The organism is Candidatus Zixiibacteriota bacterium, from assembly GCA_040756055.1.
Taxonomy (GTDB): domain Bacteria; phylum Zixibacteria; class MSB-5A5; order GN15; family FEB-12.
In genome coordinates this window covers 416,531-428,966 of the sequence record JBFLZR010000001.1, presented here as the reverse complement: position 1 = coordinate 428,966, position 12,436 = coordinate 416,531, and the positions used below count along the sequence as shown (strand labels likewise).

Sequence of the window (12,436 nt, the reverse complement as noted above, 5' to 3'; positions counted from 1 at the left end):
TCAGGTCTTGCGCTCGACAAAGTCGAGAATGTGACCTGACGGTCCTCTCCACTAACCAGTGATAAATCGCATTCATGACGTTACCTCGCATAAAACCTTGTTGTTTAGCAAGATTCCGTCCCGACTCGTTAGGTTTGCCGGTAATTAGGCAATGGGGATGCTTACTACATCTCCGTTTCCCTACGCCGGTATTATCCGGATCAGGTCGAGGGGGTATGTTCTCAGGCGGTAATTTACGCCACCCCCAACGGAACTATTTCATCTTCGCATTTAATCTACGAATCAACTCTCCCAAAGAGCAAGAATTTTCTGGCTTTCACTCCGTCGTACCGCTATCGACACTCGACGCTAACACCGCCTCCCTCTTCACCTTCCGCACCCACAGCGGCCCCACAAGCTGACCCATCCTCGACGCTTTCATCACGAGCAAAATGCCGATTATCAGACACAATACCGTGGTAACATAAGAACCCTCAATTCCAAACTTATCCCCCGTTATCCAGGCCGGCCCGCTTATCGATGGCACCAGCAGGCTGTCGAATTCATCCGCCCCGGACACCGAAACCCCATAAATCGAACTCTGGAAATAATTCCATCCCGCATGAAGACCAAACACCAGCCACACCCGGCGGGTGAAAACGTAACACCCGGCTATTATGATACTCTGCAGGGCAATAGCTGTCGATGTCCACGTGGTCGCGTTAGGGTTGGCCTGATGAACAAAGCCGAAAAGAAGCCCCGTCAGCACAATCGCTCCCCAGCTTCCAATCAACTCCTCGACATGCCTGAAAAGAATCACCCGAAACACGACCTCTTCCATAAGAGCCGCAAACGCGAAAAAGAAAAAGCCGTGGATTACTATCGACACGGGCCCAATACTCTCGACCCGGTAATACGACAACACCCAGAACAATCCCACCATCACCGTCATCAGCGCCGCCCCCAGTGCAATGCCCCAACCGGTCTCACTCAGGCTTCCCGACAGCGACATCTCATCGGCTTTGCGCTTCTCAACGAACCTGACAAACAGACCATAGAAATATATTGCCACCGCTATTCGCACGATTGCGAATATGTCGCGAATCCACGAAGCCGCCGGCTCGGCGATGGCGTCCAACACAAGATCAATCAGACCTTTGAGCACAAGAACCGGAACTACAACGAACAAAATCGCTATGACCGTCCGCACCAGCGGGAACTGGACAATTTTGCCCAAAACCCCCGCCGGCTCGGCAAAACTTCGAATCTGCTTGACCGAGATATTCATGCATTCCCCTGCGTTTTCATAAGTCCCTGATATATTAGGTATATAGACTCGCCGCAGCTTGCGTAGCAACAAAATTGTTACGTCTACCTGCTCCCCTCAACGAAAATCCCGCCCTGAGCGTCATTGATGGAAACAACATTAACCGACTAACGTAAGTCCAAAGTAGGTCGGCGTTCCGACGGGTGTGTTCTGGCATCGTGAAAAACACCCACCGAGAAACCCGACCCGGACTGCTACCGGAGGAAAAAATTATGAGGTATATTGTCGCGACACTAATCCTGACAACCGCAATTATGGGGTGTTCAAACATGACATCGAAAATCGATCGCGATGCGGAAATCGCCGCCATCACCGAAGCCATCAACACCAGCATCAAATGGTGCCTTCCCGACAAAGACCGCGAAAAACTATACCGGCACTGCGCCAAAGACTCGAGCTTTTTCATGTTCCAGCCGGATTCCAAATCGACCATTCACAATTTCGAAGAATTCCGGTCCTACGCCGAGCGCATTTTCTTCGACCCCCGCTTCAGAGCCACCAGTTCGGAGATAAAAGAATTGCGCGTCAGTCTTTCGCCCGATGGCAACGTGGCGTGGTTTTCGTGTCTTCTCGATGACTACGGCGAATGGGATGGCCGCAAAATTGGATGGACCAATGCCCGATGGACGGGGGTTTTGGAGAAACGCGATGGTCAGTGGCTTCTGGTGCAGCAGCATTTCTCCCTCCCCACCGACTACGAAGAACAGTCCCAGTCCACCGAGTCCGAAGGAAATTAGCTGACGTAGGGCAGGAGCCTTCTTAGTCTCCTGCCACCCCGCAACCCTGCTGTCACTCCGACACGGTGGGTGGCAGGCTCAAACTTGTTTGGGCCTGATAAAAAAAACACCTGACGCATCCGTAGGCGTTTCATTTATCAAACGCATCGATGCACAAATGGATCCCGCATTGGTAGGCTCACGCCGCGGCGTGAGCCTACCATGAGCAAGAGATCAAAACAGAGAGAAATACGAAAACAACGAAACGAACCCAAATCGTGCTAACAATATCGATGATAGAGAATTCCCCTGTTCCGTCAGGTGCTGTCCCCGAAAGTTTCGGGGATGTCACCTGACGGCGATCTAATCAAACGCGACCTCACGCCCCTTTCCCCCTCGCCCTCCGGGAGAGGGACGGGGTGAGGGCATTTCACAAAAAGAACGAAACGAACCCAAATACGGATAATGAAATGAATGATAGAGGATTGCGCGGAAAAATACGGACACACCATTACGGCAGAATCCTTGACGGTTCTTGCTTACTGGATTCCGGCTTTCGCTCGGAATGACCGCGTCCGGGTAGCAGGCTCAAACTCGTTTGGGCCCGACATCAAAAAATACACCTGGCGCATACGTAGGCGTTTGATTTATCAAACGCATCGATGCACAAATGGATCCCGCATTGGTAGGCTCACGCCGCGGCGTGAGCCAACCATGAGCGAGAGATCAAAACAGAGAGAAATACGAAAACAACGAAACGAACCCAAATTACCGTAACTACAACACTAACATGAAAATATACCGAAAAAAACAAACGGCCATAACCACTGATACCACTGCCCCGTCATCACAGCCAAACTTTTCTGGATTTTCGCCGTCTTTATGACTACCTTAAGTAGGTATAATGGTCAACTATGGCAAAGGCATACTGAAAATGACAAAATCCAAACATGAAATAAAACAGGCTGTAAAAAAACACTACGGCGGAGCAGTCACACACAAATCCGGCTGCTGCTGCGGAGGCAACAATCAGGCCGACAGCCAACTGGATAACTGGATGGCTAAGGCCTCCGGCTATAGTCCCGATGACCTCGCGGCCATGCCCGACAACATTGTCTCTTTCGGCTGCGGTAACCCGGTCGCCCTGATGAAAGTGAAGCCGGGCGACATTGTCCTCGACCTCGGTTCCGGCGCCGGACTCGATCTCATCTTGGCCGCTAAAAAAGTAGGTCCAACCGGCAAAGCCATCGGCCTGGACATGACTCCCGAAATGATTGAAACCTGCCGCGCCAATCTCAAAAAAGCCGGCATCACCAATGCCGAGGTTCGCCAGGGTGAAATGGAGAACATGCCGGTCGACGACAACGAAATCGACTGGATTATCTCCAACTGCGTTATCAACCTCTCACCCGACAAAGAAAAAGTTTTCGCCGAATCATTCCGCGTCCTAAAACCGGGCGGACAGATGATGGTGTCCGACCTGGTCACGATCGGTTTGCCCGAAGAGCTCCGCGATGATATGGCCGCCTGGGTGAGCTGTATCGCCGGGGCGGTCGAAGAAGATGAATACATCACTCTCGCCGAAAAAGCGGGATTTGTCGATGTCAAAGTCCTGGGTAAACAGATCTACACCGCCTCGGCGCTCGGTGGACTTACCGATAGCTGCGGCTGCGGCAACGACTGCAGCTGCGAGGACAAAAAGCACAAAAGCAACTCTACCGATTTCGCCAGGTACGACGGCCGGGTCGCCTCGATAAAACTCTACGCCCGCAAACCCTGACAGACAACATCGGAACGGACATCGCCTCGAGTACAGTCTCCTGTAGGGCGGGTCCGTCTTCGAACCCGCCACCACACCAACCCGACCCCGAATAGTAGGCGTTTGATTTATCTCGGACCTGATACAACTCCATCGGTCGAAATCTCCTGACCGGAAGGGTCTCCGCCCTCGGCGGAGGAGGTTTCGACATCCAGGCTCATCCATACCCTGCTCCGTCAGTTCCTGTCGCCCGACGAAGTCGGCGATGTGAACTGACGGTTCGATTTTATCAGCGCTTGTCCCGACGGGTGGCAGGCTCAAACTCGTTTGGGCCTGACAAAGGAAAACACTTCGAGAGCATCCGTAGGCGTTTGATTTATCAAACGCATGACCCGACGCAATTGGATTCGGACCTGACAAAACCCGACAGGTCGAAACCCCCTGTTTCCCAATCCGCCCAACGGCTGGTCCGCAATGGTCCTCCATCTTGCAAAGGAGGCTTCGACATCCAGGCTCATCCATACCCTGCTCCGTCAGTTCCTGTCGCCCGACGAAGTCGGCGATGTGAACTGACGGTCCGAATTAATTGGCGCATATCCCCGCGCTGGACGCGGACGCACAAAAAAATAAGGGCCGTCACTACCATGCGACGGCCCTTCGCTGTTAAAATACCGGTTGCCTCACTCAACCGGACAAGGAGTGAAATCTATGCGCGACATTATTTGTCGTTCTTGAGCTCCCGAAGATCCTCGGCCAGTTCCCAGCGGCTCATGCCCAGCTCCTCGCGAATCAACCCGCGATACTCGGCCAACAGACGATACTTCAGAGAAAACGAATCGCTGTTCTTCAGACGAAACAGCACGCCCTCTTTACTCGAGAGAATCTTTCTCAGCTTGACGAAATCACGGTATTCATCGGTCGCCTCACGCCTCGTTTCCTCGCCGGATCGCCAGTCATCGCGAGACTCGCCGGCTTCATTCTCGGCTTTCTGCACAGCTCTAAACGAGGCATTGATATCTGAAATAATGAAGTTGTAAATCGCTTGCTCGTACTGATGTATTTTCTTCTCATCGGTATCCAGACAGGCTCGGTGCCACTGTTCGACCAGATTGTTCAATTTTGCGAGGCTTGCCCTCGTCTGCTCAAGCTCTTTGGCGACCTGACGAATTTCTTTGTTATCCTGGTTACCCTGCTTGCTGTCGCCCGCCAATGAAATACCCGCTGTCACAAGCGAAATAGCCAGTATAATCACGAATATTCTCTTCATAGTCTAATCCTCCGCGTGTTCCAAATAAGTCCTCGCACAAATACACCTCAAATTTCGTGCCGCAGGTAAGTCACTGCGGGGTAATACTCTTGTGACAAAACAGGCCCTCAAAACCGAACCGAATGGGGCAAAGTGGGGAGACCCTCCCATACTTTTCCGCAACAGAAAAAAAACGGTCCGCCTTAAAAAAGACGGACCGTCCCGCTTAAAAAGAGAGGTAAGCGCCAGTTCTTCGCCTCAGCGAAAGAACTGTCTTACCCTATTTAACTTTCCTGGGAGCGTGATTGTTCACCATCGCGAAAGAAAGATACTCAAGCTCCATCGACATGTTCTCGTTGCGAAGGTGAACATCGGGGGGCACCCGAAGATTTATCGGGGCAAAATTCAAAATCGCCGTCACACCGGCCTTAACAACTTCATCGACTATATACTGCGCCACTGTCGCCGGCACCGCCAAAATGACCATCGAAATATCAGCGTCTTTGATCTCTTTCTCGAGATTGGCAATATCCGAAACAATGATTCCCTTGTGATTGGAACCTATCTTGCGCTGATCGTTATCGAACAGCTTCACGATATTGAACCCCTGCCGGGCAAACTCCTTGTAGCTGACCAGCGCCGAACCTATATTCCCCACCCCGATCAACGCCACCTTCCAGTCACGGTTGATACCCAGAATATTCTCAATCTTCTGCTTGAGCTCGCTCACATTGTAGCCGAGACCACGCGTCCCGAACGAACCGAAGAAAGACAGATCCTTACGCACCTGAGCCGGCGTCAGCTTCTCCCTCTTCGCCAATTCCTTGGAAGAAACCGTCTCGTAATTTTCCTTTTCCAAAAGCGAGAGAGTACGATAATAGAGCGACAAGCGGTGTATCGTAGACTCGGATATGCGTTTTCTTGTATTCGTGAGAAGAGTCATGATCTCAAATGCTCCTTAAGTGCTCAAGCCTTCCCCTGAAAATCCTGGCCCATGTGAAATGCTTCACAAGAAGTATATCCTTCCTGCCAGAGACTGTCAAGAGAAATATCTTTCGGCTGAAAATTTATGCCTAATTACTACGCTATACTACAACAGGTTACACTTTGAGCGGGAAATCCTGACCTGCGGTGTCCCTTATTTTAGGATTTTTCTAACGATACGATAATCCGGGGCATTGTCGGCGACAATCTGGCCAGAATCTCATAGTTGATGCTGTTACCCCAGCTCGCCAGAAGTTCAGCGGAAATTCTCTCCTTGCCACTGGTGCCGATAATTGTCACTTCATCCTCCAGTTTTACACCCTTGATGTCGGTAATATCGATCATGGTCAGGTTCATGCAGATGCGTCCCCGCACCGGCGCGCGCTTCCCCTTAATCAAAACATAAGACTGGTTCGACAAAGCCCGACTGTAACCATCGAAATATCCGATCGGAATCACCGCCAGTCGCGTCGGCGAAGTCGTGCGATAAGTACAACCATATCCAATAAACGAATCGGCGGGCAAGTTTTTTATTTGGGTAATCCTCGTCTTCCACGAAAGCACCGGCTTGAACAAATCGTTCTGCCCCCCCTTGAGCCGATACGACAGATAGGTCTCTTTCGAAGGCCAGTGCCCGTACACCGAAATCCCCGGCCGCACCATCTCATAATGCGTCTTACGAAACAGAATCGTGGCGGCCGATGATGCCGTGTGCCTGATAACCGGCTTTATTTTCAACGATTCCATCTTTTTGATCATCTTGCGATAATTGTCGAGTTGGAACTCGGCATAGTCATGACTGGTCGTATCTTCGATATTGGCAAAATGCATACTCGCCCCGTACGGACGCTTCAGAGATGAATATGCGCGATATACCTCCGCAAGGCCCGGCAGATCCTTTTCCATGATGCCCTGACGGTGCGTGCCGGTCTCCAGCTTCAAATGCGTTCTTATCTCGCGATTGTGCTTCTTGCCCAGTTTACCCAGGCGGACAAGAAACTCCTTGTTGAAAACCACCGGCTCAAGATCGAATTCGATAACGCCCTCGGCATCCGCCAGCGCCACCGGACCGAGCATCATGATACTTTTCCGCCAGCCGCTGCCGCGGCAGAACGCCGCCTCTTCCAGCGAATGAACCGTGAGATAATCAACGACTTTATTATCTTTGAGAATCGACACTATCTCGGTCAGGCCATGACCGTAAGCATTGGCCTTTACGCACACCGCTATCAGCTTGCCGTTGGTCAGACTCTTGAGGGCGTTGATATTGTTGGTCAGCGCCGTCTGGGAAAGTTCAACCCAGTTGAGCAAATTCTTCGTGGTCATCATATGTATTTATACTCGGCATTTTGCCGGGTAACAACAAGAAGATTTGCGGATTTAAACAATCCGCCCAAACCGAAAAATGTCACTCAAAACCGTTTGTGTTTAACGACCAGACTACTTAGAATTATTCCGAGCGATTTGACATCTTTAAACCAAAATTCTCGTAAATAGACTATGCAAAACAACTGGCTCGAAACAGTAGACCTTTGCCGGTATTACCGGCGCGGAACCCACGAAGTGCGCGCGGTCGATCGGGTGAATTTCCACGTCAAAAAGGGTGAGTTTGTCGCCGTGGTAGGTTCATCCGGTTCAGGAAAATCTACCCTTTTGAGCCTTCTGGCCGGCCTCGACACCCCTACTTCCGGATGCGTAGAAGTCGACGGTACTTCCCTGGAGTCCCTTTCGCGACGTGAACTTGCCGCCTACCGCGCCCACCGGGTCGGCATGGTATTTCAGTCGTTTAACCTGATAGCCCACCACACCGCCCTTCGCAATGTCGAACTGGCCCTTTATTTTAACGACACGCCGGCCAAAGAACGCCGCATTCGAAGCACCGAGATCCTTGAAAAACTCGGCCTGGGCGACCGGTTGGATCACCGCCCTGCCGACCTTTCCGGCGGCGAACAACAACGAGTGGCTCTCGCCCGCGCCCTGGTCAAAAATCCGGAAATACTCTTCGCCGATGAACCCACCGGCAATCTCGACCTGGAAAACACCCGCCAGATAGCAAACCTGATAAGTGACCTGAACAAACAGGGCCTTACCATTGTCATGGCCACCCACGACATAGACATGGCCCAAAAAGTCGTCCACCGAACCGTCCGGATGACCTACGGCAAAATGTCTCCAACCGATGAACTGTCGAACGATGGAGGCGAAAAACAATGACCCTGCGCGATCTGATACTCGTCTCGGTGCACAACCTCTGGCGCATGAAACTCCGCGCCTTTCTGACAATATCCGGAGTGGTCATAGCCATCGCCGCTTTCGTCTCTATGGTTTCTTTCGGCGCCGGCAATCAACAACTGGTCGAACAGCAGTTCAATGAGCTCGGTTTATTCTCCACCATGTACGCCTACCCGCGGTCCGAGGAAAACAACACCGATTCGCTTCCCCGGCCGCCCCTCGACCAGAAAGCTGTCCAGGCCCTGGCGAAGATACCGGGTGTCAACCTCGCCTACCCGATGGCGTCGTTCTCCGTCACCGCCAGTATCGCGGACACGCAGGTCACAACCGACGCTCAGGCGCTTCCATCGGCCGCTGTCCAGACCAAAATCTTTTCGCAACTGCGCGCCGGACAGGCCTTCACCGGCGACAGCACCAAACAGGCAATGGTCTCCGAAAGATTCCTCGAGCTAATCGGAATCGAACAGCCCGACTCGGTCATCGGAAAACAACTCATCGTCTCAATCGAGGCCTCCAGTATCGACAGCGGCCTGACCCGCGTCCTTCAGTCGGTTGGCGAAAGAGTCGGCGACCGGGCAAGAGAATTCGATATCGATTCGCTGACTGAACAACGATACTGGCAACGTATCGCCCGCGATGAGATGAGCCATGCTATGATGGTCTTTGTCGATGGCTACATGAACGCCCGCGAAACAATCTCCGACACCCTGATCATATCAGGCGTCCTCAAACAGACCCGCGACCATCACGTAAGATTCGAACCGATAATCATCCCAACAGCAACGGCGGTCCGGTTCGATAAAGGCGGCCTCTCGGGCGACCCGATGCAGCTCCTCACGGCCGCTCAGACCGGCAACATCTTTGCCTCATCGTCCGACAGCACCGGCAAAACCTATCCACGTGTGACTCTGGACCTCGATCCCTCTGTCCCCTACGCCGGCATCAAAGACTCTGTCGAAGCCCTCGGCTTCAGAGCCTTCTGCTTTGCCGAACAATTCGACCAGATCCAGAAATTCTTCTTCTATTTTGACCTCGCCCTCGGACTGGTGGGCCTTATAGCCCTGGTAACCGCATCGCTCGGTATTGTCAACACTATGGTCATGTCTATTGTCGAGCGCACGCGTGAAATCGGGGTGCTCAAATCGCTGGGGGCCGATGAAGGCGCTATCAGGGTGCTGTTTCTGGTCGAGTCCGGCGTGATTGGAGGTATCGGCGCTTCGGTTGGTATCACTTTCGGATGGTTGATCACCCGAATCGCGTCAGGCATCGCCAAAGCCGTCATGAGAGATCAGGGAATCGACCCGGTGGAACTGTTCGCCATGCCGCTCTGGCTGGTCGGAACCGCTTTCCTGTTCGGACTGGTGGTCAGTCTGATTGCTGGATTTTATCCCTCCTCAAGAGCCGCGAAGGTCGACCCGGTCGAGGCTCTTCGCAACGACTGAAAACTAAAAAGCCCCGTTCGGGGCTTTTTCAAAATCCATTCAACTTGGAGCTACACTAAAGAGCCGCCTTCATATCGGCTATCATCCTCATGTGCCCCTCTTCGAACTTCGATAGCTGGCCAAACATCTTGCGCCCTTCTTCGGTGGTGACCTTCTTCATGGCCGACGCGAACAGATCGTGAGCTTCTTCTTCCAGACGGTAGGCGATATCCAGAATCTTCTCCAGCGACCTGGCTTTCGCGACCTCATCGATCAAGTCCCGATGTTGTTCGCTCATTTCCTCGGTGATTTCCGGGAGCCCTTTCTGTTTGAGAATGTCCGCCGTGCTGATCCATTTTTCGCTACGGACCAATGAATCGTACTGCCGCTCCAGAATATGGAAATGGTCCTTTTCTTCGAGGGCCAGTTTTTCGAGAATATCTTTGTGTTCGGCGGCGAAGGTTTTCTTGGCGGCCTCGAGGTAAAAAACATAGCTGGCCACCTCGGACTGAATACCGGCTGTAAGGGCCGCGAGTGTATCGGGATGAACCGGGGTCATGGATGATTCCTCTGCTTTGAAAGTTAACCTAAATATTGTCCTAAAGTTATAAAACCACGCCGCATTGTCAAGTTCCACAATTCAGCTGCATAATTCCCTCGCAGGCTGGGTCCCGACGGGGTCGCCACGAGCAACACGAGGATCTCGTAGGTCGAAACCCCCGCTCGTCAGAGTCTCCGCGTAGCGGAGAGGTTTCGACATCCGGGAACAAGAAATGACGAACATTCGACGATATTTCGATCACGGCAATGTCTATTTCCTGACCCATGTCACGCACAAACGTGCCCCGATTCTTCTGGACCACGTTGATCTTTTGTGGCTGGCATTCGACAGACCCTCCAAAACGTCATCATATGAGATGCCGGCGTGGGTCATACTGCCCGACCATATCCACATGCTGATATCCTCGGATAAGGAAGATCTCTCGTTACTGGTCCGCCGCTTTAAATTGTCCTTTTCGGGCTATTATCGTAAACGTGTTGGTTCAGGCAGCGGGCGCGTCTGGCAAAACCGTTATTGGGATCATGTTATTAGAGACACAGCAGACATGAATCGTCACATTGATTATATACACTACAATCCGATTAAACACGGTTTGGCGACAAATCCGTTTGATTGGACGCAGAGTTCTATACACAAATATTTCGAGCGGGGATATTACAGTCGCGATTGGGGTTCGTTATTCAAGGTTGACGAAGTTGGCGAATAAGAAAGATGTCGAAACCACGCTCATTCCCGCCGGATGCGGGAATGGTGCTCAGGGGTTTCGACCTACAAGGACTACCATGAGCGAAAGATCAAGACACACGAAAACATAAAAATAACGAAACGAACCCAAATCGCGGTAACGGGATGAATGAAAAGAAAATGCGGGGAATTTCTTGAATCAACGGCGGGTTCGAAAACGGACCCGCCCTGCTCAGGTCCGCCCCCATCATGGACCGCCCTGTCCCCGGTGAAGAGATAACCGAATGAGCCGATACTCTCTTAAAGGTAAGAAAACTTCTAAACATCAGGGGCGATACTATGGGGATTGCTGAACTATTTGCCGCGGCAGCCCAAAATCTGATAAGCCGCTACCAGAACCTGACCGAAAACATCACCAAAAATCACACGCCTTCCTACAACTGCGAAAAATCCCAACCCGAACAAACCGCTGCTTCGGACGATACCTACTCTCCGATGGTCGATGTTCCGCTCGAAGCCGCGTCTCTCGAACCGGAGCCGGAGTTGACCGCGAGCGCCGATGAACCCCAGACCCGGATTGACGATCCGGCCGAAGAAACTCCCGATGAAACCCTGCCGGTCGAACCCGAAGACGACAACGCTGAGGCCACCGACGCCAACTACCGCTATCGACGGCTCACCAAATTCGCCTATGAAGTCCAACTGGAGTTCCAACTGAGCGCCTTCTCGCGAATCGCGCAGGAAATCTCCGATGGCAACGTCGAATCGTTCGAGGAATTCGCCGCCGCCGGATTCGGCCTGAAAGCCGCGATGGATTTCAAGGGTCATCAACTCACCCAGACCGACCAGCCGTCAGAGTTGACCGATGGTCAACAGGTTCGCGCCAAAAATTCCGTCCGCGCGCAAAACGCCGCGAGCTTCGCCGCCCAGAGCCGCAATTTCGAACTGGATACGTTCTCCGATGAAGCATCGAAAATCAAGCATTCCATGAACTCAAACAGCAGCAGGAATTTCAGCAACACCGTCAAGAAATTCTCGCTCCGCTACCGGATGGACACCCAATTCAGCTTTGCCTTCCTCAACAAGTTCAACGTCCAGACAAGCAAAATGGCCGAGACCGATCCGCAGAATCTCGATCCCTATGTCACCTCGGCCGGCAATGTCGCCGAGAAAGGCACGCCTGAAATGATGGCGACGTTCTTCGATGCTGTCGATGCTTATCTCAATCAGGCCGAAGAGCAACTGCTGGCAAAAGCCAACGAGTTTTTCGATTTCGCCGTCAGCGAACTGGAACTGTCGGGCGAACTGGTCGATCTGGCCAGAGAACATTTGACAGGAAGCATCGCGTCCTTCTTTTCACGCGTCGATGAAGCTGTCGGCGCAATTAAATCGAAATTCGTCCCCACGAGTGCAGCTGAGCCGGTCACGAAAATAGAAGTTGGCCCCGCGCAGGAGCTCGAATTGCTGGACTCGATTGTGGATGAGAATCCGCCACAACTGGCGACAGCATAAGAAAGCCTACTGAA

11 protein-coding genes and 1 riboswitch are annotated in these 12,436 nt (G+C 52.3%); of the genes, 6 read left to right on the top strand and 5 right to left on the bottom strand.

The window, feature by feature from the left end; genetic code table 11:
- Nucleotides 1–160: 160 nt before the first annotated feature.
- A riboswitch (TPP riboswitch) is annotated at nucleotides 161–256 on the bottom strand.
- 60 nt (nucleotides 257–316) lie between these two features.
- Nucleotides 317–1,267 (bottom strand): type II CAAX endopeptidase family protein, encoded by a 951-nt coding sequence (locus AB1483_01895; GenBank protein MEW6411206.1) that lies wholly within the window; start codon nucleotides 1,265–1,267, stop codon nucleotides 317–319.
- 308 nt (nucleotides 1,268–1,575) lie between these two features.
- Here AB1483_01895 and AB1483_01890 point away from each other — a divergent pair, with 308 nt between their 5' ends.
- Both AB1483_01890 and arsM read left to right on the top strand, forming a co-directional pair.
- Nucleotides 1,576–2,043, top strand: coding sequence for a nuclear transport factor 2 family protein (locus tag AB1483_01890; protein MEW6411205.1), 468 nt, complete (start codon nucleotides 1,576–1,578; stop codon nucleotides 2,041–2,043).
- Between the two features lie 913 nt (nucleotides 2,044–2,956).
- Nucleotides 2,957–3,802, top strand: a complete 846-nt coding sequence (arsM, locus tag AB1483_01885; protein MEW6411204.1) for an arsenite methyltransferase — start codon at nucleotides 2,957–2,959, stop codon at nucleotides 3,800–3,802.
- 697 nt (nucleotides 3,803–4,499) lie between these two features.
- Here arsM and AB1483_01880 read toward each other — a convergent pair.
- The 3 genes from AB1483_01880 to alr form a co-directional block, all read right to left on the bottom strand.
- On the bottom strand, nucleotides 4,500–5,048 hold the full coding sequence (locus tag AB1483_01880) for a hypothetical protein (GenBank protein MEW6411203.1): 549 nt from the start codon (nucleotides 5,046–5,048) through the stop codon (nucleotides 4,500–4,502).
- 259 nt (nucleotides 5,049–5,307) lie between these two features.
- Entirely contained in the window at nucleotides 5,308–5,970 is a 663-nt protein-coding gene (locus tag AB1483_01875) for a redox-sensing transcriptional repressor Rex (protein MEW6411202.1), read from the bottom strand.
- Between the two features lie 200 nt (nucleotides 5,971–6,170).
- Nucleotides 6,171–7,340, bottom strand: coding sequence for an alanine racemase (alr, locus tag AB1483_01870; GenBank protein MEW6411201.1), 1,170 nt, complete (start codon nucleotides 7,338–7,340; stop codon nucleotides 6,171–6,173).
- 171 nt (nucleotides 7,341–7,511) lie between these two features.
- On the opposite strand from alr, the gene AB1483_01865 reads away from it, so the two are divergent.
- Both AB1483_01865 and AB1483_01860 read left to right on the top strand, forming a co-directional pair.
- Nucleotides 7,512–8,225, top strand: a complete 714-nt coding sequence (locus AB1483_01865) for an ABC transporter ATP-binding protein (GenBank protein ID MEW6411200.1) — start codon at nucleotides 7,512–7,514, stop codon at nucleotides 8,223–8,225.
- Nucleotides 8,222–9,685: an FtsX-like permease family protein gene (locus AB1483_01860; GenBank protein MEW6411199.1), complete on the top strand. Its 1,464-nt coding sequence runs from the start codon at nucleotides 8,222–8,224 to the stop codon at nucleotides 9,683–9,685. Before AB1483_01865 ends, AB1483_01860 begins: the two co-directional genes overlap by 4 nt.
- 55 nt (nucleotides 9,686–9,740) lie before the next feature.
- Here the strand turns inward: AB1483_01860 and AB1483_01855 are convergent, their stop codons facing one another.
- A complete protein-coding gene (locus AB1483_01855; protein MEW6411198.1) occupies nucleotides 9,741–10,223 on the bottom strand; it encodes a ferritin family protein in 483 nt (160 codons plus the stop codon).
- Nucleotides 10,224–10,437: 214 nt separating this feature from the next.
- Here AB1483_01855 and AB1483_01850 point away from each other — a divergent pair, with 214 nt between their 5' ends.
- Both AB1483_01850 and AB1483_01845 read left to right on the top strand, forming a co-directional pair.
- Nucleotides 10,438–10,932, top strand: a complete 495-nt coding sequence (locus tag AB1483_01850; GenBank protein ID MEW6411197.1) for a transposase — start codon at nucleotides 10,438–10,440, stop codon at nucleotides 10,930–10,932.
- 317 nt (nucleotides 10,933–11,249) lie between these two features.
- On the top strand, nucleotides 11,250–12,422 hold the full coding sequence (locus AB1483_01845; protein ID MEW6411196.1) for a hypothetical protein: 1,173 nt from the start codon (nucleotides 11,250–11,252) through the stop codon (nucleotides 12,420–12,422).
- The last annotated feature ends 14 nt before the right edge of the window (nucleotides 12,423–12,436 follow it).